A 22180-nucleotide genomic window follows, 5' to 3' on the forward strand; every position below is an offset into this window, starting at 1 on the left:
CCCGATCACATAACAACAGGGGAGACCCCATGAAACAAGCAGTAACCGCCGCGCTGGCACTGGCCTGCGCGGCCGCCCACGTACCAGCCCACGCCCAATCCCAGGTCAAAGTGTACGGTGTCGTCGACGCCGGCCTCGTGAAGGAATCCGGCACGCCCGATGGCAGCAGCATGGGCCTGGGCGGCGGCGTGGCCTCCGGCTCCCGGGTGGGCTTCAAGGGCACGGAAGACCTGGGCGGCGGCCTGTCCGCCAACTTCGTGGTCGAAAGCGGCTTCAACCTCGACACCGGCACGTCCGGCCAGGGCGGCGTGCTGTTCGGCCGCCAGGCCTGGGTGGGCCTGTCCGGCGCGTTCGGCAGCGTGAGCGCCGGCCGCCAGCTGTCGCCCTACTACAAGGCGCTGCGCGACGTGGCCGATCCGTTCTGCGACGGCCTGGCCGGGCAGGCGATGAACATCATCTCGGGCTTCCGCCGCATGGACAATTCGGTGGTGTACGCCACGCCGAAGGTGGCCGGCTGGTCGGCGGACATGGCATATGGCGCCGGCGAGGTGGCGGGCGACGCCACCCGCAAGCGCGTGATCAGCGCCTCGCTGAGCTATGCGCCCGGCCCGCTGGCCGTGGTGCTGGCCCACCACCGCCGCGAGGATGCGCTGCTGCCGGACCATGCAAAGAACACGCTGCTGGCGGCGCGCTACACGCTGGGCGCCATCACCGCGCATGCCGCTTACGTGCGCGCCCGCGCCGTGGGCGGCGCCGGCAGCCGCGATGCCCTGCTCGGCATGACGTGGACGGCGGGCCCGCACCGCGTGCTGCTCTCCGCCGTCCGGCACGACGACGGCACGGCCGCGCGGCGCGATGCGCGCCAGTTCGGCGTGGGCTACCTGTATGCGCTGTCGCGCCGCACCGACGTGTACACGGCCTATGGTCATATCGACAACGACAATGGCGCCGCGTTCAAGGTGGGCAATGCCACCGACGACGGCCGCGGCAACGCGGCCTTCAACCTCGGTTTCCGGCACACGTTCTGAAGGACGGGGGCGCCGGTTTTGCTATAGTGGCCGCGATGCCAGCCCCGTTCGACCCCATCGCCAGTCCGGCCAGCCAGGCGCCCGCCTCGCGGCCGTCCGCGCCCCGTCCGCGGCGGCGTCGCCTTGCGCGCCTGGCCTGGTGCGCGGCGCTGGCGGGCGGGGTAGCGCTGGCGTATGCCGCCTACTGGTGGACCGAGGAAGTGAACACCGAAAAGCTGCGCGCCGCCGGCGCCCAGCGCCTCGAAGTGTATGCGGCCAGCCTGGAAAACCTGCTCGACAAATACGATTTCCTGCCGCACATGCTGGAGCTGGACAAGGACGTGCTGGCCTTGCTGGAACATCCGGCCGATGGCGCGCGCCGCCAGGAAGTGAACGACTACCTGGAGCGGCTGAGCCGGCAGGCCGGCTCCCGCATCATCTATATCGTCGACCTGAAGGGCCGCACGCTGGCGGCCAGCAACTGGCGCCAGAAAGGCAGCTTCGTGGGCGACGACATCGGCTTCAGGCCCTACCTGCAAAACGCGTTGCGCGGCCGCCCGAGCGGCTTCTACGGCGTGGGCACCACCAGCGGCGAGCCTGGATACTTTTATGCGCGCGGCGTGCACCGCGCCGGGCGCATGCTGGGCGTGGCCGTCGTGAAGGTCAACATCGAAGAGCAGGAACGCGGCTGGGTACAGGGCGCGGACAAGGTGATGCTGGCCGATGCGAACGGCGTGCTGTTCCTGTCGTCGGCACCCGATTGGAAATACCGCACGCTGCGCCCCCTCTCCGCCGGCGTGCGCGCCCACCTGGAACAGACGCGCCAGTACCACCACCTTCCCCTGCCGCCGTTGCGCATCGCCCAGGACGAGCCGCGCGGCGACGGCACGCGCGTGGTGGCCATCGGCAGCCCCGATGGTGCCACAGCCGGTGCTGCAAACGCGCCGCGCCTGCTGATGCAGACACGCTCGCTGGCGCCGCGCCAGTGGACGTTCATCCACCTGTCCGACCTGAGCCAGGTGCGCGCCAGCGCCCGCGCGGCCGCGCTGTTCGCCTGCGTGGCATATGGCTTCCTGCTGCTGCTCTTCCTGTACGTGCGGCAGCGCCTGAAGGCCAAGGCGCAACTGCAGGATGCCAACAACAACCTGGAACTCATGGTGGCCGAGCGCACGTCGCGGCTGGCGCACACCACGCAAAGCCTCATGGACGAGATGGCGGTGCGGCGCCAGGCCGAGCAGCAGCTGCATCGCACGCAGAACGAGCTGTACCAGGCCGGCAAGATGGCCGTGCTGGGGCAGATGTCGGCCAGTATCACGCATGAACTGAACCAGCCGCTGACGGCATTGCGCACGATGGCCGACAATGCCGTGCTGCTGTTCGAGCGGGGCCGCATGGACGAGGCCCGGCAGAACCTGGCGAAGATCTCGCAGATCGTGGCGCGCATGGGCGGCATCACGGGCAAGCTGAAGAGCTTTGCGCGCAAGTCCAGCGCCGACCTGGCGCCCGCTTCCATGCACACCGCGATCTCGAACGCGCTGGTGCTGGTGGAGCGCCGCCTGGAGCTGGACAAGGTGGCGTTCACGCTCGACATCCCGCCGGCCGACATCTACGCCCTGTGCGACAGCAACCGCCTGGAACAGGTGCTGCTGAACCTGATGAGCAACGCGCTCGACGCGCTCGGCACGCTGGAGCGCGGTGCGCCCCGCGCACTGGCCGTGAGCGTGGCGCGAACGCCCGAAGCGGTGCTGATCCGCGTTGCCGACAATGGCCCCGGCCTGTCCGACGAAGCGCGCGGCCACCTGTTCGAGCCGTTCTACACCACCAAGCCACAGGGCGAAGGCCTGGGACTCGGCCTCGCGATCTCGGAACAGATCATCCGCGACTTCGGCGGCAGCCTGCGCGCCGAGCCGGCCGACACCGGTGCATGCTTCGTCATCGAACTCAAACCCGCATCGGTCAAACACGATGGATGAGATAAAAAACAATACGATGGAGACGACGATGGAAGTGATCCTGGTGGAGGACGACGCCGCCGTGCGCGAGGGCAGCGCCCAGGCGCTCGATCTGGCCGGCTTTGCCGTGCGCGCCTTCGACAGCGCCGAGCCGGCGCGCGAGCTGCTGCATGCGCACTGCCGGGCGGTGCTGGTGAGCGACGTGCGCCTGCCCGGCATGAGCGGGCTGGAACTGCTGGCCGCCGCGCGCGCCATCGATCCCGGCCTGCCGGTGATCCTGGTGACCGGCCACGGCGACATCGCCATGGCCGTGCAGGCGATGCACGACGGCGCCTACGATTTCATTGAAAAGCCCTACTCGTCCGCGCAACTGGCCGACGTGGTGCGGCGCGCGGCCGACAAGCGCCGCCTGCAGCTGGAAGTGCACGAGTTGCGCGAGCGCCTGGCGCACAGCCAGGGCATCGATGCCGCGCTGCTCGGCAACGCGCCCGCCATGCGCGAACTACGCCGCCAGATCCTCGAGGTGGCCAGCCAGCCCGCCGACGTGCTGGTCTACGGCGAGACGGGCACCGGCAAGGAACTGGTGGCGCGCTGCCTGCACGAGTTCAGCGCACGGGCGCGCAACCATTACGTGGCCATCAATTGCGGGGCGATCCCCGAAACGATCTTTGAAAGCGAATTGTTCGGCCACGAGGCCGGCGCGTTCACGGGTGCCGCCAAGCGCCAGGTGGGCAAGATCGAGCATGCGTCGAAGGGCACGCTGTTCCTGGACGAGATCGAGAGCCTGCCGCTGGCCATGCAGGTCAAGCTGCTGCGCGTGCTGCAGGAGCGCTATATCGAGCGACTGGGCTCGGTCCAGCCGCTGCCGGTCGACGTGCGCGTGATCGCCGCGTCGAAGGCCGACTTGCAGGCGCTGGTGAAGACGGGCGAATTCCGCGCCGACATGTACTACCGCCTGAACCTGATCGTGCTGCGGATTCCGCCGCTGCGCGAGCGGCGCGAGGACATCGCACTGCTGTTCGAACACTTCATGCTCGACGCGGCCAGCCGCTATTCTCGCCCTGTTCCCATGGTGCCCGCCGCGGACATGCAGGCGCTGATGCGGCACGACTGGCCCGGCAACGTGCGCGAACTGCGCAACACGGCCGACCGCTACGTGCTGGGGCTGGGCGGCGCCCTGCCCGGCATCGCCGCGACGCCCGATACCACGGGCAGCGCGGGCACCGGGATCGGGGCGGCCTCGCTGGCGGACCAGGTCAGCGCGTTCGAACGCGCGCTCATCGAACTGGCTTTGCGCGACGCGGCCGGCAATGTCGGCGCCGCCTGTGCCGCCCTCGCGCTGCCCAAGCAGACGCTGTATCACAAGATGCAGAAATACGGGCTGGTGGCCGAGGATTACCGCTAGGCCGGAACGATTCGTTCATCCAGAATGCTTCGCTGATGACAGGCCGCGTATGGTGATCTGCCGTCCCGTGCAGGGCCGCCTTCGCCCCCCTGCAGACTCCAGGTATTAGCGGACGCGATTCCCGTAGCTCATGCTTGCCATGGCATCCGGCGCATCGCATCCGCCCTGTTCGATCCAGCTGTTCGTTGCTGTTGGTGCTTATGCCTGCTTGCGGCGACGGGCCACGAAGCCGAGGAGCGCCAGCCCGCCAACCATCATCGCGTAGGTCGATGGTTCAGGTACCGGCGCGGCGATGGTGTCGAAAGCACGGAAGTTGCTGATGCCGCGCGGCAGGTTGTTGATCTGGAAAACGGTGTTGGCAGCCAGCGGCGTATCCCAGTGGAACAGCAGCTCGCCGCGGCCGTAATGGATGGCCAGGTAGCTGGTCGCCTTGGTGAGCGTGAAGGAATTGCTCGATTGCGAATCGTTCTGCCCCACGAGAACCAGCGAACCGACACCCGTGCCTGGCAAGTTGAATTGCGTCTCGATGATGTTTTCGATGTTCGCGGCATTTTGCGGCGTGATGTTGGCACCGTCATAGACCCATACCTGATCGGCAGCAACAGGGCCGTATGTCACCTGCGAGGAGCCGACCGTGAAGCCCGACGTGGCGGGCGACTGGATGTCGATCCACACGGCACTCGGTGGTGCTGCGTGAGCTGCTGGTGCGATGGCGGCAGCCATCAGTGCGAGTGCAGCGATATGGGTAGTTTTGTTCACGTTTTTTCCTGGAGTTATTGATTACAACCTGACATCAGGCGGGCAAGTTACCACGGATTTACAATGTTTGCAGATTCGCAATCATTGCTGAGGCCGACTTCGGCATGGCAAGCCGCATTAGTGAAGCGTTGACTTCACCATCCGATCGTCTTAAACTGAAGTCTCAACTTCACTATCGGAGGCGGATCATGGTTCAGGCAGCGCAGTTCGACACTTTTACGCTGGAGCGCACCTTCGCCGCCCCGCTGGCGCGCGTGTTCCGGGCATTCAGCGAGCCGCGCGAGAAGAAGCGCTGGTTTACCGAAGGGGCCCAGCATGAGATCGAGCAGTACGACATGGCATTCGAGGTCGGCGGCCGCGAACTGGCGCGCTACCGCTTCAAGCCCGGCATGCCCTTCGCGGGCGTGGCGCTGGAATCGGATGGCTACTTCCTTGACATCGTTCCGCAACAGCGCATCGTCGCCGCCGCCACGATGGCGATGGACGGACGGCGCTTTTCCGCTTCCCTGCACACCTTTGAGTTCTTCAGCGAAGGAGCCGACTCGACACGCCTGGTCTTTACCCATCAGGCGATGTATGGCGACGGTGCGGACGGCCCGGAACTGCGGCGAGCGGGCTGGCAGCAGCTGCTGGGCCAGTTACATGCTGCCCTCGCGATCAAGTAAAGGGCCGGAATGAATCAGGCACAGGCACTGCAGACAGACGCGGCGGACCAGGTTTTCGCCGCGCTGGGCGACGCCACCCGCCGCGCGATCGTCAGGCTGGTTGCGCAGGGACCGCAATCGGTCAGCGCCCTGGCCGCCGCGCTGGATGTCACGCTGACCGCCATCTCGCAGCATCTGCGCATCCTGCAAACCTGCGGCCTGCTGCGGACGCGCAAGGTCGGCCGCGTCCGGATGTGCGAGCTCGACGGCCAGGGACTCGACGTCCTTGCCCATTGGGTGGCGGCCAACCGCCGGATGTGGGAGCAGCGTTTCGATGCGCTGGATGCGCTGCTGCAGGAGGACGCGCCGGGGAAATGACGCGATGGCTCGCCGGGCGGAGAAGCGGTGCGCAGCGCGGCGAGGACCCCGCCCAGTCGTGCCCGCAATGGCTCACCGCCGCAATTCCGCCATGATCCGCTCGGCCAGGAAGTCGCATGGCGGCCGCTTCGACTTGGCGCTGCGCGCCAGGATCACTTCCAGCGCGTCGATCTCCGGCAAGCCCTGCCCCTGGCCGAGCAGCGTGAAATGCCGGGGCACCGCGCACTGGGCCAGGGGCGCCACGGCGAGACCCGCCTCGACCATGCTGAGCAAACCCATCAGGCTGGGACTCTCGAACGACGTGCGGTAGCCGATCCTGGCGCGCTCCAGGCTGCGGATGGCGTTTTCACGCGCCACGCTGCCGGGCAGGAAGACGGCGATCGGCAGCGGCCGTTCGCGCCAGATGGCTTCCGCGCCGGGCGCCGCGGCCCACACCATCGGCTCGAAGCGCACGAACTCGCCCGACAGCCCTTTCACGCGCGTGGCGCAGACCAGGTCGACGGAGCCATCCTTCACCATCGGCGCCAGCGCCACGCTGGGCAGCCCGACCACCTGGATCTCGACTTTCGGGTAGGTGGCGGAAAACTTCTTGAGGATTGACGGGAACAGCGACGACGCATAGTCGTCCGGCACGCCGATGACGACGCGGCCCGTGATGTCGGGGCGCACCACGGCCGCCCACGCCTCGTCGCGCAGCGCCAGCATGCGCCGCGCATAGGTCAGCAGCACTTCGCCATCCTGCGTGGGCGTGACGCTGCGCGGCCGGCGCACGAACAGCGGCTTGCCCAGCGCCGCCTCGAGCGTCTTGATCTGCATGCTCACGGCCGATTGCGAACGGTGCACGACTTCGGCCGCGCGGCTGATATTGCCGGTATCGGCCACGGCGACGATCATCGCCAAGACATCGAGGTCCAGTGCTTTCATTGAATCCTATGCATCAGTATCAGAAAATCTTATGGTTACCTTCAATATTATGCGATTTTCTTGGAGAAGTGCGTGATGCATAGTGTCGGAAAGGAGCCCACCGATGAACGCACGAACCAACCTGCCGAGCCTTGCCACCCCCGAGGTGTATTTCGCCACACTGCCCTCCGGCACCCGCGTGCCGTATGTGGCCAGCGGCTACGGCGAACCGCTGGTGTTCATCCACGGCTCGCTGTGCGATTACCGCTACTGGGATGCCCAGACAAGTGTGCTGTCGAAGCAGTTCTTCTGCATGTCGGTAAGCCTGAGCCATTACTGGCCGGACGACCAGGACCGCATGCCCGGCGAATTCGGCTGGCGCACGCACATGGAGGAACTGGCCGATTTCATCGCGATGATGAACGTGGGGCCGGTGCACCTGGTGGGCCATTCGCGTGGCGGCTGCGTCGCCTTCCAGCTGGCGCGCGAATATCCGCACCTGGTCAAGTCGCTGACACTGGCCGATCCGGGCGGGCCGCTGCAGGTCGATGGCCTGCCCGAAGCGCAGATGCCGGCGGCAACGACCGCCCTGCGCGCACGGGTGGCGGAGCTTGTCGAGGCAGGCGACATCGATGCCGGGCTCGAACTGTTCGTCGATTCCGTCAGCATGACCGGCGCCTGGCGCCGCAGCCCGCCGGCCTTCCGCAGGATGGCGCTCGATAACGCCTCCACGCTGCCCAAGCAGTTCCGCGATCCGCTGCCGGCCTACACCCAGGCCGCCGCCGCCAGCCTGCGCTGCAAGGTGCTGCTGGTCGAAGGCGAAAAAAGCCCGCGGATGTATCGCGACAATGTGGCGCAGCTCATGGCGTGGTGCGGTCGCGCCGAGAAGTACACCATTGCTGGCGCTTCGCACGGCATGGTGGCCACGCATGCGGCGGCATTCAGCCGGCTTGTGCAGGGATTTGTTGCCGCCGCATCCGAATGATGCATTGACCTTCACGCGGCGCCCCCAGCCAGCCGCGATACCCCGACCGTTAGAAAACCGCTTTAGCCATCCCCGATCGCGGGTAGCCAGCCCGCGCATCGGGCGGTATCTTCCTTGCCGGGTCCTCACCCAAGCGTGATGACGGCCCGGCGCCGCAATCGTCCATTTCCTGCCCAGCGCTACAGAACGGGACCCGTCCTGCTACCGTCCCTGGGCCATGCCGGCGTTAAAAAACGTTTTCTGGTATCCGTCGATTATTGCATAATCCCATAAAATTGGTATCGTTTCCAATCGGTGTTGTGCCGCATACAACGGAACTTCAAGAGGAAGGTAATCGTTTACCTAATCCTGTTGACTTTGGCACATCGCCTGCATACGATCGATGGACCAGAAGAAATAACAGGAGACAGTCATCATGGGATATTCCCCCCTCGCCCGCGTGCTTGCGACGGCAGTGTGCGGCATCGTCACGACCCTGCCCCTGGTCGGCACGGCCATGGCGGCAACGGCAGACAAGCCGGCCGCAGAGCTGGTACGCGACACGTTCGCGGCGGCAGCGGAGCGCTACGGCACGCTGCTGGCGAAAGTGCAGCGTCAACCCGGTTTTCCCCGCACGGTCGAGAATGGCGAAGTGCGGCTCGTCGATGTGAAGGACTGGACCGCGGGCTTCTTCCCGGGCTCGCTCTGGTACCTGTACGAAGCGACCGGCGACGCCCGGTGGCGGGCCGCGGCCATCGACTATACGGCCCGCACGGCGCCCGCCAAATTCGACAAGACACAGCACGACCTCGGCTTCATGCTGGGTGCCGGCTATGGCAACGGCTATCGCCTCACCGGCGATCCGGCCTACCGCGACGCCCTCCTCGCGGGCGCCACCACGCTGGTCACGCGCTTCAACCCGAAGGTGGGCAGCATCCAGTCGTGGGACCTGTGGAAGAACAGCACGTGGACCTTCCCCGTCATCGTCGACAACATGATGAACCTGGAACTGCTGACGTGGGCATCGCGCGCGGCGAATGAACCGCATTACCGCGACATCGCGATTGCCCACGCCGATACGACGCTGAAAAACCATTTCCGGCCCGATCACTCCAGCTATCACCTCGTCGACTACGATCCGCAAAGCGGTGCGGTGCGTGGCCGCATCACCGTGCAGGGCAACGCCGATGCCTCGGCGTGGGCCCGTGGCCAGGCGTGGGGACTGTACGGCTACACGATGATGTACCGCGAAACCCGCAAGGACGAGTACCTTCGCCAAGCGCACCGGATCGCCGCGTTCATCATGAATCACCCGCGCCTGCCGGCGGACAAGGTGCCCTACTGGGACTTCGACGACCCGGCGATCCCTGACGCGCCGCGCGACAGCTCGGCGGCCGCCATCACCAGCTCGGCCCTGCTGGAGCTGGCGCGCTTTGCGGACAAGGGCCTGGCGCAGCGGTACCGCGCGTTCGCCGAAGCGCAGTTGCGCAGCCTCGCCTCCCCTGCCTATCTTGCCGGGCCAGGCGAAAACGGCGACTTCCTCCTCAAGCACGCCACCGGCCACAAGCCGGCCGGCAAGGAAATCGACGTGCCCCTGAATTACGGCGACTACTACTTTCTCGAAGCCCTGCTGCGCCTGAAGGCCGCACAGGGCGGCGCCGACGCCGGCGGATGACCCATCGCGCCGGCGCATCGGGATCGGCCGGCGGCTTCACGCGCGCGGTGGCCGCCACCCGGGCCCGGCTGTATTTACCAAAAATAACAGGAGACCAGCATGCACCAGAACCACAACACACGCGCCGCAGTGGCCACGAAGCCGCTTGCCTTGCAACCGCTTGCCGCGGTCGTCGCCCTCGCCCTCGCGCAATGGGCGCTGCCCGCCCACGGGCAGGCAAGCCCCGAAGCGCAGCCCGATCCGAACCGGCTGCAGTCCGTGGTCGTCACAGCCAACAAGCGCGTGGAAAAGCTCGAGAGCGTGCCGATGGCCATTTCCGTGCTGTCGGAAGAAGAACTGCAGCGCAACAACGTGCGCGAGATCGAGGACGTCGTGGCCCTCACCCCGTCGCTGACCCAGGCGTCGGGCACGACGGCGGCCAACAACGCGCTGTTCATGCGCGGCATCGGCACGGTATCGGTCGGCATCGGCGTGGAGTCCGACGTGTCGGTGATCATCGACGATATCCCCATCGCCGTGCAGTTCCAGGCATTCCGCGACCTGGCCGACGTGGCCCGCGTCGAAGTGCTGAAGGGCCCGCAAAGCACGCTGTTCGGCAAGTCGGCCGTGGCCGGCGCCATCAACATCGTGACGAAGCCGATCAGCGGGCCGATCGTGTACCGGGGCAGCGCCTACTATACCGACGACCACGAGTGGCGGCTGGCCGCCTCGGTGGGCGGGCGCATGACCGACACGTTCGGCATGCGCATCGCCGTCAACAAGAGCGACATGCCCGGCAACTTCACGAACCTGACGACGGGCGAGAAGGTCAACGGCTCGTCCGGCAAGACGCTGATGGCGAAGTTCACGTGGACGCCGGTCCCGAACCTCGACATCGACTTCATGCCGCAATATAACGAGCAGTCCAACACGCGCGGCGTGACCGCGGTGAACGGCTTCTATCGCACGACCGGTTCGGCCGCGGCGGGCAACCTGGCGCGCGTGCCGGTCGACCTGTCGACCGCGTACATGAACGGCAATCCGCAATTGCCCGCCTCGCTGGTACTGGCCGGCATCGACCCGACCAATCCAAACAACCGCTCCGTGCGGCGCGATTTCCCCACCGGGATCAGCTCGCGCACCACGGGCACGGGCCTGAAGCTGTCGTACACGCTGCCCAACGATGCGATCCTGATGTCGATCTCGTCCTACCAGCGCTACAAGGCCAACGACGCGCGCGACCAGGACTTCACGGACGTGCCGACCATTGCCCGCCCCGGCGAAACCCGGTTCACGGTCGGCAACAGCCAGTTCGGCTCCTACGACATCCGCTCGAAGACGCAGGAATTCCGCCTCGTGTCGCCGGACGCCGGCAGCCTGCGCTACGTGGCCGGCCTGTGGTGGGCGCGCAACGAGATCGACCGCCACTTCATCCGCGGCTTCTGCGTGGCGCCCGCACGGTGCGCCGCCAATTCGCCCTCGAGCCCGACCAACTACTACACCGACATCTACAACGTGAACAAGGCCGTGTTCGGCCAGGGCACGTGGGACTTCGCACCGACGTGGACCCTCGTCGCCGGCGTGCGCCGCAACCTGGAGGAATCGGGCTTCAACTACGAACGCAGCTTCTACACGGACCAGCTGGACCGCGCCACGTTCGTGCCCGGCCCCGTCGGCGTGGACGTGTTCAGCAGCAGCGGCAACGAGGACTGGGCCACGACCGGCAAGTTGAGCATCCAGAAGCAGGTCACCGGCGACGTGATGGTGTATGCCATGACGGCCACGGGCCACAAGGGCAAGGCGTACGATGTCACTAGCGGCCTGCGCGCATCCGCGGCCTTCCCGGTGGACCCGGAAACGAGCCGCACCTACGAACTGGGCACGAAGGCCAACCTGTTCAACAACCGCCTGTCGGTCGCGGCCACGTTGTTCAAGACCGACTTCAAGCACTACCAGCAGAACACGTCGTTCGTGCTGCCCGACGACCCCACGATCTACACGCAGCTCAATTCGATCCCGAAGATCCGCACGAAAGGCTTTGAGATCGATGCGAACATGCTGCTCTCGCCGGGCTGGTCGGTCAACGCCGCTCTCGCCTACACGCGGCCGAGCATCGTCGACTGGAAGAACGGCCCCTGCTACCAGGACAACACCAACCCGGCGATCGGCAACACCGGCCTGGGCGAAGGCGGCTCGCTGGGCGGCTGGAACCGCCAGTGCTTCCCGATCCGCGCCGGCGCCACGACCGGCATCCAGGACCTGTCCGGCGGCGTGTTCCCGGGCACGCCGAAGGTCAAGGTCAACATCGGCAGCAATTACGAGATGCGGCTGACCGCCATCCCCTACCGCCTGTTCGTGAACGGCAACGTGCGCTACCAGAGCGATTACCAGACCAGCATCAACAACGACCCGCGCGCCGTGAACGACAGCTACACGATCGCCGACCTGGGCTTCGGCATCCGTGAAGACAAGGACCGGTGGCGCCTGAGCTTCCGCGTCAACAACCTGTTCGACCGGTTCTACATTCCGAACGCGAACGCCAGCGGGTTGAGCTTCCGCGCCGGCCCCACGTCGACGTCGCCCAGTATCACCGTCGACAACTGGGTGCCGCCGCGCGACGTGTTCCGCTACTTCAGCGCCAAGCTGGATGTGAAGTTTTGAGGATGGTCCGGTCGCGGGCCGGGCGGCCGCCTGGCCGCCCCTTGATCATGCCGGCATCAATCCTTGTAGATCGGTCCGGCCAGCACGAAGGGTCCGCCCTGGAACGTTGCGCCGATATCGTCCACCGGCGGCCAGGCGCCTGTCTGCGGGAAGCGCCCGGCGTGCTCGCGCGAGCTGTGCTTCGGCACGAAGCCGAGGTGGGCGGCCTGGCCATTGTCCCACCAGCGCACCGGGTTGTCCGACACGCCGAACGTGATCGTGTGGCCGACGCGCGGCGTGAACAGCGCGCAGCGCACCAGCTCCACCAGGTCGTCATGCGCAAGGAAGGTGACCATCATGCGCGCGTTGCGCGGTGCGTCGAACGAGGAGCCGATGCGCAGGCAGACGGTTTCGATGCCGAAGCGGTCGTAATAGTAGCGCGACAGCGCTTCGCCGAAGCACTTCGACACGCCATAGAGGCAATCGGGGCGCAGCGGTGCGCAGGCGTCGACGACCTGGGTGGTCGGGTAGAAGCCGACCACGTGGCTGGAACTGGCATAGATGACGCGCCGGATGCCCTGCTTGTGCACGGCCTCGTACAGGTTGTGCAGGCCGACGATATTGGCCTGCACGATCCTGTCGACCTCCTCCTCGACCGACACGCCGCCGAAGTGGAGGACGGCATCCACGCCATCGAGCAGGGACAGCACCGCGGCGCGGTCCGACAGGTCGCAACGCACCACTTCCTCGCCGGCCTGCGCCGTGGGGATGTCGCGGATATCGGAAACGCGGATCACGTCCGCCCACGGCTTGATGCGCTCGCGCAGCAGGGTGCCGAGGCCGCCGCCGGCACCGGTGAGCAGCAGGCGTTTGAAGGGTTTGTGCGGTGTGTCTTGTTGCATGGTTCGCTCCAGGTGAAGGTAAACGTTTACCTTAGTATAGCCGAACCAAACGCAGCGTCAATAATGGGGTCCCGTCACGCCAGCTGCATTCTGCCGTCTTTTAGAAGTATTGACCGCCAATTTTAGAGAAAACGTTTAACATGACTGGAGACTACACCATGCGCCTTGCCCTCACCCTGCTGGCCGCCGCGAGCCTGCTTTCCCCGTGCGCGCACGCCGCGCTGCCGCTGGAACGCAGCGTTGCCCAGGCCTACCCGCAGCTCGAGGCCCTGTTCCACAAGCTGGTGAAGGAACGGGACGGCATCACGATGGATGGACAGGCGGCCCTGAAGAGCAAGGACAGGTTCTTGCCCGGCAAGATCGCCACCGGCCTGGCCGACCTGCTGGTGCACGTGCAATCCGTGAACCCCGCCGATCCGCGCCTGCCCGGCATGCTGCGCGATTATGCCGACCTGGCCGATCTCACCATCGGCATGGACAACGAGACGTGGGGCATCTACTACTACATCGGTGCGCTGCACCGGCTGAAGGAAGCAGGCCTGCTGGGACGCGCAGTGCGCCCCGCCACGCTGGCCAGGCTGCGCGACCGCCTCGACTGGCGCACCTTCGTCACGCAGCCGGGCTTCGAACTGGTCAACCTGCCGACGAACTATTACGGCGTGGCGTTCAGCATCGCCCGGCTGCGCATGCTCATGGGCTGGGAAGACGCGGGCGCCAGCGCGGTGCTGCTCGACCGCATGCTCAAGCACTATGCCGCCTACTCGGGCGAATACGGCTTCAGCGACGAGACCGATGGCCAGGGCCGCTTCGACCGCTACAGCATCCTGCTGGCGGCCGAGATCTGCGAACGCTTCATCGAGACTGGCATGACGGTGACGCCCGAGCTCAAGGCGCTGCTGCGCAAGTCCGCCGACGTGGCCCTGAACAGCGCCACGGCCGACGGCACCGGGTTCACGATGGGCCGCAGCCTGGGCCCTTACGGCGAGACCGCGATGCTGGAGATCCTGTCGACCGCGGCCTATCTGGGCGTGTTGAGCCCCGAGGAAAAGGAATACGCCTACGCCTACTCGGCGCGCATCGCCGAGCGCTACATGACCTTCTGGTACGACAGCGGCATCGGCTCCGTCGATTTGTGGAACAAGGGCCGGCGCACGGACGCCTATCGGGGCAAGCACCGCATCCTGGGCGAAAACTTTTCGCTGCTGCACCAGCTCATCGCCACCAACGAACTGTGGAACCGCGCCGAGATGAAGGGCGTAACGCCGCGCCAGGACCTGGCGGCATGGTTCGAACGCACGCGGCCGAAGTTCAGCCTCACCCGGTTTGCGCGCGGCGAGTACGACCGGGCGCTGGCGATCTGGCGAGACAAGGGGCACGTGTTCAGCCTGTCGCTGATCAACGGCGGCCAGGGCCAGCATGCGAACAGCCCCTACTATCCGCTGCCCTTCGCGCACAACGTCGTCGCAGGCGTCGCCGACAGCGGCCACGCCCATCCGCAACTGCTGCCCAAGTTCACGCTGGCCGACGGCAGTGAACTCATCGCCACCGCCTTCATGAAGGACATCCGGAGCAGCGCGCGCGGTGCCGGCCACGTCGTCACCTACCGGCAGGACGAGCTGACGCGGCTCGGCAAGAACCTGCCGCAAAAGGATGGCCGCATCCGTGTCGAAACCGAATATGCGCTGCAGTCGGGCGCCATCACGCGCACCGACCGCTACATCCCGACGGCGCCGCTCGACGTGTCGCAGGTCAGCCTGGAATTCGCCTCGTTCTCGACCGGTGCCACGGTCGACGGCAACACGGTGCGTTTCAAGAACGGCGCGGTGCGGGCATTCGAAGTGAGCTCGCTCGCTTCGTGCGCCGTGCAGCCGGCCGGCGACAACCCCGCCTATCGCGCGCCGTATGGCTCGATGCACTCGGTGGTCCGGTGCAGCAGTGGCGCGTTCAGCCTGCGCGAGCCGCTCGTCGTCAGCTGGACGATCCGCTACCAGTAATCAGCGGACCGGATGCTCCAGCGGATTGGCCAGGTTCCGGTCGCCGCCCATGCGCGCATCCCAGTTATCGCCGGGCGGCGGCCCGACCGATAGCGGGCGTGGCGCATGACGATCGTAGATGGCGATCCAGCCGGGGATGCGCGCCGGCAGCTCCTGCGGCGCGCCCGCGGCACGCTCGATGCGTGCCGGGTCGGCGATGCCGTCCACGGCGTAGCGCACGAGGCGTTCCAGTGCCGGGTGCTGCACGTCGAAGATCGAGGCCATCATGACGAGCGGCGCGGCGGCGTACAGGTGGTAGTGCAGCGCCTTGCCCGCGCGCGCCAGTTCGAGCGGCAGCGAGCCGTCGGGCTGCACCTGGCGCATGGCGTCGCCGAACACCTTGCGCCCCCAGGCCAGGTAGCGCTGCTCGCCGGTGACGGCGCCGGCGGCCGTCACCGCCAGGCCTTCCCAGTAGTAGTGGTTGTTGCGCACCCCCTTGTGCGCGTCCGAATGGGCGATGGTGGCATCGGCCAGGCGCCCGAACCAGCCCTCGATGGCTTGCCGCTGCGCCGGCGTGGCCGCGTCCCGCACACGCGCGTAGCTGAGCGCCATCCCGCCGAGCGTCCATTTGCGCGTGTAGTACGACTGTGGGGTCGTCATGGTTCCCAGCATGGCGCCGGGCCGGGCCCATGCCTCGAGCCAGTTGAGCGCGCAATGCGCATCGGCCACGTCGCCGCGTCGCTGCCATGCGCTCGCGCGGCGTGCTACCACTTCAAGGAAATCGTTGACCGGCCGGACCGCCGCTTCATTGCGCGTCTTCAGCACCGGGTCGATGACGGAGCTGCGGGCATCGGTGTAATAGCGGTTCGCGTCGATGTCGCGCACCGGTGGCGGTGGCGCCTCGCACGCCATGGCGCTGCGACTCGCGATCGCCAGCAACAGCATGGGAAGGAGCAGCGACCGGCGCGGGCGGACAGCGTGGCCATCGGGATGTAAGCCTTGACGTTTCAAAGCGGGCCTCCGGTAAACGATTACCCATCGTACCGCCCACGCGTCATGCTGTAAAGCGGGAGCCCGGGCTACAGCGACTTCGCCATCAGCACCGAAGCAATGGCGATGCCGCTGCGGTGCGGATACAGCTCTTCCCTGATCGCGGTGAACCCCGCGCGCGCGTAGAACGGCACCGCGTTCAGCGAAGCCGACAGGTACAGCCTGCCGATCCGCCGTTCGCGTGCCAGCGCTTCGAGCGCGACGAGCAGGCCGATGCCGATCCCTCTCCCCTGCCCCGAGGGCTCGACGAAGACCGCGTCCACCTCGCCGTTTGCCACATCGAGGATCGCATAGCCGGCAAGCCGGCCTTCGTCTTCGGCGACCAGGCATCCGCCGCCTGCAACAAGGCCGGGCATCCTGTCGGGCATCGGCGCGGCGCACCAGGCCTCGATGACGTCCGGCGCATAGTGCGCGGCACAGCCGCTGCGAACGGCCCGGGTGCGCAATGCCCACAGGGCGGCGAGATCTTCGACGGTGGCTAGGCGTTGTACCGGCATGGCGCCTCCTGCTTGGTTTTCCCGAAACGGACCTGGGCGGTCCGTGCATGCGCCATCTTATAACCGCAGTGCCGCCCTGACGAAACGAATCGGCCCGATAGCGCTACCCACCAGTCCCGGCGCCGCTGTACAGCCGCTCGAAATCCCTCATCGGCATCGGCCGTCCCAGCAGGTAGCCCTGCAGCGTATTGCAACCGCTGTCGACGAGGAAGGCCCGCTGCGCCTCGTGTTCGACGCCTTCGGCAACGATGTCGAGCTTGAGCTTGTGGGCCAGCGCGATGATCGCCTCGACGATCGACGTGGCGTCGGCATCGAGGTGCACGTCGTGCACGAACGAGCGGTCGATCTTCAGGGCCGTCAGCGGGAAGCGCTTGAGGTAGGCCAGCGAGGAATAGCCGGTGCCGAAATCGTCCAGGGAAAAATGCACGCCCAGGCTGCAAAGCGCGTGCATGCGCTCGATCACGGCCGCCACGTTTTCCGCGAAGACGCTTTCCGTCAGCTCCAGGCACAACTTTTCCGCAGGCGCGCCGGTCTGGCGCAGGATACCGGCCATGCTGGATGCCAGGTCGTCGTTGCGCAGCTGCTGGGCGCTGACATTGACGGCCAGCTCGAGTTTCCCGAGCGTGCAATCGGTGCGCCAGCGCGCCAGTGCGCGGCAACTCTCCTCGAGCACGTATTGGCCGAGGGGCACGATCATGCCCGACGATTCCGCCAGGCCGATGAATGCGTCGGGGCCGAGCAGTTCGCCGTTGGCGCGCCGCCAGCGCACCAGCACTTCCGCCCCGACCAGTTGCCCCGCCGCGCTGAACTGCGGCTGGCAGAACAGCACGAACTGCCGGGTCGACAGGGCGTCGTGCAGGGCGCGCTCCAGCGCCGCCTGGTGCTCGGCCACGGCCTGCATGGCGGGATCGAAGAACCTGGCGGTATTGCGCCCGTCGGACTTGGCCCGGTACATGGCGAGATCGGCCTGCTTGAGCAGGGTCTCGATGTCGGTCGCGGTGCCGTCGAACAGCGTGGCCCCCATGCTTGGCGTGCTCAGGAACAGGCGGTCGTTCAGGTAATACGGCTGCCCCAGCGCGGCCAGCAGTTTTTCCAGCACATGCTGGGCTTCGTTCGCGGCACCGTGCGGGTCGTCGCCCAGGTCTTCCAGCACGACGACGAATTCGTCGCCGCCCAGGCGGGCCAGCTGGTCGCGGTGGCGCAGCGTGCGGCGCAGGCGGTCGGCCACTTGGCGCAGCAGCAGGTCGCCCAGGTCGTGGCCCATCGTATCGTTCAGCAGCTTGAAGTTATCCAGGTCGATGAACACGACGGCGCCGAAGCGCCCGGAGCGCTGCCCGCGGACCAGTGCCTTGTGCAGCTCCTCGATCAGCAGGCGGCGGTTCGGCAAGCCGGTCAGGTGATCGAAATTGGCCAGTTCGTAAATGCGCTGTTCCGCGATCTTGCGTTCGGTCAGGTCGGTATTGGTGCCGGACAGGCGCAACGCCGTGCCGTGTGCATCGCGCGATACCCAGCCGCGCGACAGGACCGGGAAATAATGCCCATCCCGGTGGCGCAGCCGGAATTCGAAATTGTAGCCCTCGCATTGCCCGCCGAGCACCTCCTGCAGGAAGCCGACGACACGCTGCCGGTCGTCGGGATGCGCCAGCGCCAGCCAGAGGTCCGGCGTCGTCGCCAGCGCGCCCGGCTCGTAGCCGAGCATGTTCCACCACCGGTCGGAATAATAGATTTCGCCCTTCACGAGATCGTAATCCCAGGGGGCATCGGTGGACCCCTGCAGCACGAGCCTCAGCCGCTCTTCCGACTTGTGCAGGTCCTGTTCCGCCTGTTTCAGCCCCGTGCAATCCGTGAAGCAGACGACGACACGGCACAGCGTGCCGTCGGCGTCGGTTTCCGGATACGCGTTGCAGATCACCCAGCGCACGAATCCGGCCTCCGGGAGCGGAAGCCCGAGAAGGATCTGCGACTGCTTCTGGCCCGTGCGCAGCACCACGTTGACAGGGAATTGCTCCGGGGACAGCGGCGTGCCGTCGGCCGCGAGGAGGTGCCAGGCGCTTTCATCGGAGCTGGTGCCGCGCAACTGCTCGACGCTTTGGCCGATGAGCTCGCAGGCGAGACGGTTGGCGTTCAGGATGCGGCCGTCGGTCCCATGCACCACGACGCCTGCCGGCAGGTGATCGAGAAGGTCGTCCAGTCGGCGCTGGATCTCCTCGGCGTTACTGGACCCCATACATGGCGTGGCTATCAAGTTGGCAATGCCTTCGATGGTACCACGGCCCTTTTGACACGGCGTCGCCGGAAACCGCCAGGCCGCGTTACCATGCCCGCTGGCCCGGAGGAAAAGCCCATGAACGACTGGATCGACCTGACCCGCAAGCTGGACCAGGATCTGTGGATCTACCAGGAAGACGGCTATGCCGACCCGCCGCTGGCCATCGAGCGGTGGGCCGAGCGCGCCACCGAAGGCTTCGAGGTATGGCGCCTCGCACTGGGCACGCAGACGGGCACCCATATCGATGCCCCATGCCACTTCGCCGATGGCGGCGCGACGCTGGACGCGCTGCCGGCCGGCGCCTGCGTGGGCACCTATCGGCTGGTCACGGCGGAAGATCTCGCCGACCCGGACGTCCGTTTCGACTGGACCGGCGAAAGCCACGTGCTGCTCGATGCGCGGACGCCGCATCCGGCCGCCACGGCCGCCATCGACGCCATGCTGGCCTTGCCGCCCCTGATGATCGTCATGGTCGGCAACCTGAACGTCGCCCATGCCGACCCGCTGTGGTTCCACCGGCGCGTGGCAGGAGCAGGAAAATTCCTTGCCGAAGATTTGCTGGAAGCGGTGCTGGACGACATTGGCGACCTGGCGCCCGCGGGCGACATCATCGCTCTGCCCTTGCGGCTGATGGGGGTCAGCGGTTCACCCGCGCGCGTGCTGATACGGGCGAAGCGATAACCCCGGTTGCGGCGCCAGGGCACGCCACGGGAAGGACTCCATGTCTTTATGGCAAGCAATCGTGCATGCAGGCGAACTTTCCAGCTTCCTGCTAGCATACCGGCCGCAGGCCTGCTGGACAGTAAGGGTATCGACCCGCGCCGCCAGCCGTCCGGATGCAATGCCCATCCAACCGGCCACGGCCCCGCGCAGTGCCTTGGCCATCGACCGAATCAAGGATCCACCCGTGCTACCCATCGTCAACCTCTTCCTGGGCCTTTACCTGGTGTGGCGGTATCTGTTCAGGTTCCCGCTCAACCTTGCCGCCAGGGCCGTGCTGGCGGCCGTGCTCATGGCGCTGATCGAGCACCACTGGCTCGTCAGCCGCATCTTTGGCACGACCATCGCATCGCCGGAGATTCCCCGGGCCGCGCTGATCGGCATCAGCGTGGCGTATGGCGCACTGGTCGTGACGGCCGTATTGCTGTTGCTGGCGGACCTGGCCGGCCTCGCCGCCTGGCTGCCTTCCCGCGAGACGGGCCGGAAGATCCTGCGCAACAGGGCGGTACCGCACGTGTTCCTTGCCCTGGGCATCGTCACGGCAGGCATCGGCGTGGCGCAGGCGATCAGGGTGCCGGCCGTGAAGCCGCTCGAAGTCCACCTGCCGGGATTGCCGGCGGCACTCGATGGCTACCAGGTCGCCCATCTCACCGACCTGCACCTGAGCCGCCTGCTGCAGGCGCCCTGGGCAACGGAGGTGGTCGCGGCGACCAATGCGCTGGGTGCGGACCTGATCGTCATCTCGGGCGACCTGGTCGACGGCACGCCCGCGGCGCGCACCAGCGATGTGGCGCCCCTGGCGGCCCTGGCCGCGAAGGATGGCGTGTTCGCCGTGGCCGGCAACCATGAATACTATGCCGACTACGTGGCCTGGATGCGCAAGTTCGACGAGCTTGGCATCGACATGCTGGAGAACCGGCACGTGGTCGTGCGCCAGGGTTTCGTGCTGGCCGGCGTTCCCGACCAGGTCAGCGCCAAACATGGCCAGCGCGTGCCCGACATCGCCGCGGCCCTTGCCGGCAAGCCGGACGGCCTGCCGGTCATGCTGCTCGACCACCGGCCGGCAACGATCCTGCGCAACGCCGGGTTCGGCGTCGACCTGCAACTCTCCGGGCACACCCATGGCGGGCACGCCCGCGGCCTCGACTTGATCGTCGCCCGCTTCAACGAAGGCTTCGTTTCCGGCCGCTACAGCGTCGGCCGGTCGACGCTGTACGTGAGCAATGGCGCGGGGCTGTGGCCGGGTTTCCCGATCCGCCTGGGGCGCCCTTCCGACATCACGCTCATCACGCTGCGCGCGGCAAAGGCTGGCGCGCCCGCAGGCGGCGCGTAAGCGTTGACCGGCAGGCGCGGCCAACCCGATAGGCTGCACCCGATAAGGAGCTGACCTGATACGCTGCGCTCAGCCGGTGCGCCCGGCCCTCCTGGCGTAGGCGGATGGCGACTTCCCGAACAGTTTCTTGTAGTCGCTGGAAAACTGGCTCACGTTGTCGATCCCCCAGTCGCCCGCGAGCAGGCCGATGCCGCGCCCGTGCGGCGGTTCCTCGAGCAGCATGCGGCGGATGGCATTGAGCCGGAGCCTGCGCAGGTAGACCACGGGGCTGACACCCAGCACATCGTCGAAGCAGTATTGCAGGGTGCGGCGGCTGACGCAGGCATGCTCGCACAATTCGGGGATGGTCACGGCCCTGTGCCGGTGCGCGAACAGGTAGTCGCGCGCTTTCGCCACGATGCGGTGGCGCCGCTGCTGGCTCTTCAGCGCGGCGGCCTCGATGCGCGTCGCCCCCAGCATGTCGAGCAGCGTGTCCACGATCCCTTGCTGCATGGCCTCGGTGGCGGCGGCATCGGGATCGCCTTCCTCTTCCCACACCTCTTCGCCCACGCCTTCCAGCAATGCCGATAGCTGGCGCAGGCAGGCGGTACGCGCCGCCGGTTCGACGCGCAGGATTTCCGCGCCCTCGAGCGCCGCCAGCGCGCCGGCGCAGCCATGGCGCCGCGCCCGCTCCTCGCACAGGCTCCGGCTGACGACGATACCATAGATGTCGTGCCCGCGCGGGGTGACCAGTTCAAAGTCCTTGCCGCCCGGCCGGGCCATCACCGACGCCACGCCCGCCTTGCGCCCGTTGATGCGGGTCGCCTCCAGTTCCAGCGGCAGGCCGAACCACAAGGCATCGGCGCGGACCCGGCAGGCCTGGTGCACGGACTGGTTGATGCGCTCGCGAAAGACCTGCACCTCGGGCAGGCGCAGTTCATCGAGGCCACCGGCAAAGGCGCCGCAGGTGATCTGGTCGTAGACCTGCTCCCAGCCGGTCAGGTGGCGTGCCAGGTCGTCGGCATCCTCGGCCGTGACGCGCCGCAGCACGCCGTGCTCCTTCATGGCGCCGGCAGGGGCGGAAATCGTTTCAATGTGGTGCATGGCTGTTTCACCTTGGGACAGTTATGCCGGTCACGGTGCGGCACCGG

18 protein-coding genes are annotated in these 22180 nt (G+C 66.9%); 11 read left to right on the top strand and 7 right to left on the bottom strand.

Going from position 1 to position 22180, the window contains the following annotated elements; genetic code table 11:
* Positions 1–29: 29 nt before the first annotated feature.
* Genes EWM63_RS01405 through EWM63_RS01415 form a run of 3 tightly spaced genes read left to right on the top strand, consistent with a single transcriptional unit; the run spans position 30 to position 4364 of the window.
* Entirely contained in the window at positions 30–1028 is a 999-nt protein-coding gene (locus EWM63_RS01405; RefSeq protein WP_130184952.1) for a porin, read from the top strand.
* Positions 1029–1063: 35 nt separating this feature from the next.
* Positions 1064–2980: a sensor histidine kinase gene (locus EWM63_RS01410; RefSeq protein WP_130184953.1), complete on the top strand. Its 1917-nt coding sequence runs from the start codon at positions 1064–1066 to the stop codon at positions 2978–2980.
* 16 nt (positions 2981–2996) lie between these two features.
* On the top strand, positions 2997–4364 hold the full coding sequence (locus tag EWM63_RS01415) for a sigma-54-dependent transcriptional regulator (RefSeq protein ID WP_130190109.1): 1368 nt from the start codon (positions 2997–2999) through the stop codon (positions 4362–4364).
* Positions 4365–4562: 198 nt separating this feature from the next.
* Here EWM63_RS01415 and EWM63_RS01420 read toward each other — a convergent pair whose 3' ends face one another.
* Positions 4563–5123, bottom strand: a complete 561-nt coding sequence (locus EWM63_RS01420) for a PEP-CTERM sorting domain-containing protein (protein WP_229487670.1) — start codon at positions 5121–5123, stop codon at positions 4563–4565.
* A gap of 188 nt (positions 5124–5311) precedes the next feature.
* Here EWM63_RS01420 and EWM63_RS01425 point away from each other — a divergent pair, with 188 nt between their 5' ends.
* Both EWM63_RS01425 and EWM63_RS01430 read left to right on the top strand, forming a co-directional pair.
* A complete protein-coding gene (locus tag EWM63_RS01425) occupies positions 5312–5788 on the top strand; it encodes an SRPBCC domain-containing protein (protein WP_130184954.1) in 477 nt (158 codons plus the stop codon).
* Between the two features lie 9 nt (positions 5789–5797).
* Positions 5798–6145 carry an ArsR/SmtB family transcription factor gene (locus EWM63_RS01430; RefSeq protein WP_130184955.1) on the top strand — a complete coding sequence of 116 codons (348 nt, stop codon included), beginning with the start codon at positions 5798–5800 and terminating at the stop codon, positions 6143–6145.
* Positions 6146–6217: 72 nt separating this feature from the next.
* Here EWM63_RS01430 and EWM63_RS01435 read toward each other — a convergent pair whose 3' ends face one another.
* Positions 6218–7069, bottom strand: a complete 852-nt coding sequence (locus EWM63_RS01435) for a LysR family transcriptional regulator (RefSeq protein ID WP_207221216.1) — start codon at positions 7067–7069, stop codon at positions 6218–6220.
* Positions 7070–7172: 103 nt separating this feature from the next.
* Here EWM63_RS01435 and EWM63_RS01440 point away from each other — a divergent pair, with 103 nt between their 5' ends.
* The 3 genes from EWM63_RS01440 (at position 7173) to EWM63_RS01450 (ending at position 12327) form a co-directional block, all read left to right on the top strand.
* Positions 7173–8033, top strand: a complete 861-nt coding sequence (locus EWM63_RS01440) for an alpha/beta fold hydrolase (RefSeq protein WP_130184956.1) — start codon at positions 7173–7175, stop codon at positions 8031–8033.
* A gap of 415 nt (positions 8034–8448) precedes the next feature.
* Positions 8449–9687: a glycoside hydrolase family 88 protein gene (locus tag EWM63_RS01445; protein ID WP_130184957.1), complete on the top strand. Its 1239-nt coding sequence runs from the start codon at positions 8449–8451 to the stop codon at positions 9685–9687.
* Positions 9688–9786: 99 nt separating this feature from the next.
* Complete coding sequence (locus EWM63_RS01450) at positions 9787–12327, top strand: TonB-dependent receptor (RefSeq protein ID WP_130184958.1); 2541 nt, start codon at positions 9787–9789, stop codon at positions 12325–12327.
* A 56-nt stretch (positions 12328–12383) separates the two neighbouring features.
* Here the strand turns inward: EWM63_RS01450 and EWM63_RS01455 are convergent, their stop codons facing one another.
* Positions 12384–13208: an NAD-dependent epimerase/dehydratase family protein gene (locus tag EWM63_RS01455; RefSeq protein ID WP_130184959.1), complete on the bottom strand. Its 825-nt coding sequence runs from the start codon at positions 13206–13208 to the stop codon at positions 12384–12386.
* A 158-nt stretch (positions 13209–13366) separates the two neighbouring features.
* Here EWM63_RS01455 and EWM63_RS01460 point away from each other — a divergent pair, with 158 nt between their 5' ends.
* Entirely contained in the window at positions 13367–15202 is a 1836-nt protein-coding gene (locus EWM63_RS01460; RefSeq protein ID WP_207221217.1) for a hypothetical protein, read from the top strand.
* Here the strand turns inward: EWM63_RS01460 and EWM63_RS01465 are convergent, their stop codons facing one another.
* From EWM63_RS01465 to EWM63_RS01475, 3 genes are all read right to left on the bottom strand, one after another.
* On the bottom strand, positions 15203–16192 hold the full coding sequence (locus EWM63_RS01465; protein ID WP_229487671.1) for an alginate lyase family protein: 990 nt from the start codon (positions 16190–16192) through the stop codon (positions 15203–15205).
* Positions 16193–16260: 68 nt separating this feature from the next.
* The gene (locus EWM63_RS01470; RefSeq protein WP_130184961.1) at positions 16261–16728 is read right to left on the bottom strand and encodes a GNAT family N-acetyltransferase; all 468 of its coding nucleotides are present in this window, start codon (positions 16726–16728) and stop codon (positions 16261–16263) included.
* 103 nt (positions 16729–16831) lie between these two features.
* On the bottom strand, positions 16832–18955 hold the full coding sequence (locus EWM63_RS01475; RefSeq protein WP_130184962.1) for a GGDEF and EAL domain-containing protein: 2124 nt from the start codon (positions 18953–18955) through the stop codon (positions 16832–16834).
* 117 nt (positions 18956–19072) lie between these two features.
* Here EWM63_RS01475 and EWM63_RS01480 point away from each other — a divergent pair, with 117 nt between their 5' ends.
* Both EWM63_RS01480 and EWM63_RS01485 read left to right on the top strand, forming a co-directional pair.
* Complete coding sequence (locus EWM63_RS01480) at positions 19073–19678, top strand: cyclase family protein (RefSeq protein WP_165390713.1); 606 nt, start codon at positions 19073–19075, stop codon at positions 19676–19678.
* Positions 19679–19904: 226 nt separating this feature from the next.
* Positions 19905–21050, top strand: coding sequence for a metallophosphoesterase (locus tag EWM63_RS01485; protein ID WP_229487672.1), 1146 nt, complete (start codon positions 19905–19907; stop codon positions 21048–21050).
* Positions 21051–21119: 69 nt separating this feature from the next.
* Here EWM63_RS01485 and EWM63_RS01490 read toward each other — a convergent pair whose 3' ends face one another.
* Entirely contained in the window at positions 21120–22133 is a 1014-nt protein-coding gene (locus tag EWM63_RS01490) for a helix-turn-helix domain-containing protein (RefSeq protein WP_229487673.1), read from the bottom strand.
* Between the last annotated feature and the right edge of the window lie 47 nt (positions 22134–22180).

This window comes from Pseudoduganella lutea, assembly GCF_004209755.1.
Classification (GTDB): Bacteria; Pseudomonadota; Gammaproteobacteria; order Burkholderiales; family Burkholderiaceae_D; genus Rugamonas; species Rugamonas lutea.

What these genes read in the sequence shown, in the direction of transcription:
- EWM63_RS01405 (WP_130184952.1), top strand. Translation starts at nt 30, where the DNA reads ATGAAACAAGCAGTAACCGCCGCGCTGGCACTGGCCTGCGCGGCCGCC.
- EWM63_RS01410 (WP_130184953.1), top strand. Translation starts at nt 1,064, where the DNA reads ATGCCAGCCCCGTTCGACCCCATCGCCAGTCCGGCCAGCCAGGCGCCC.
- EWM63_RS01415 (WP_130190109.1), top strand. Translation starts at nt 2,997, where the DNA reads ATGGAGACGACGATGGAAGTGATCCTGGTGGAGGACGACGCCGCCGTG.
- EWM63_RS01425 (WP_130184954.1), top strand. Translation starts at nt 5,312, where the DNA reads ATGGTTCAGGCAGCGCAGTTCGACACTTTTACGCTGGAGCGCACCTTC.
- EWM63_RS01430 (WP_130184955.1), top strand. Translation starts at nt 5,798, where the DNA reads ATGAATCAGGCACAGGCACTGCAGACAGACGCGGCGGACCAGGTTTTC.
- EWM63_RS01435 (WP_207221216.1), bottom strand. Translation starts at nt 7,069, where the DNA reads ATGAAAGCACTGGACCTCGATGTCTTGGCGATGATCGTCGCCGTGGCC.
- EWM63_RS01440 (WP_130184956.1), top strand. Translation starts at nt 7,173, where the DNA reads ATGAACGCACGAACCAACCTGCCGAGCCTTGCCACCCCCGAGGTGTAT.
- EWM63_RS01445 (WP_130184957.1), top strand. Translation starts at nt 8,449, where the DNA reads ATGGGATATTCCCCCCTCGCCCGCGTGCTTGCGACGGCAGTGTGCGGC.
- EWM63_RS01450 (WP_130184958.1), top strand. Translation starts at nt 9,787, where the DNA reads ATGCACCAGAACCACAACACACGCGCCGCAGTGGCCACGAAGCCGCTT.
- EWM63_RS01455 (WP_130184959.1), bottom strand. Translation starts at nt 13,208, where the DNA reads ATGCAACAAGACACACCGCACAAACCCTTCAAACGCCTGCTGCTCACC.
- EWM63_RS01460 (WP_207221217.1), top strand. Translation starts at nt 13,367, where the DNA reads ATGCGCCTTGCCCTCACCCTGCTGGCCGCCGCGAGCCTGCTTTCCCCG.
- EWM63_RS01470 (WP_130184961.1), bottom strand. Translation starts at nt 16,728, where the DNA reads ATGCCGGTACAACGCCTAGCCACCGTCGAAGATCTCGCCGCCCTGTGG.
- EWM63_RS01475 (WP_130184962.1), bottom strand. Translation starts at nt 18,955, where the DNA reads ATGGGGTCCAGTAACGCCGAGGAGATCCAGCGCCGACTGGACGACCTT.
- EWM63_RS01480 (WP_165390713.1), top strand. Translation starts at nt 19,073, where the DNA reads ATGAACGACTGGATCGACCTGACCCGCAAGCTGGACCAGGATCTGTGG.
- EWM63_RS01490 (WP_229487673.1), bottom strand. Translation starts at nt 22,133, where the DNA reads ATGCACCACATTGAAACGATTTCCGCCCCTGCCGGCGCCATGAAGGAG.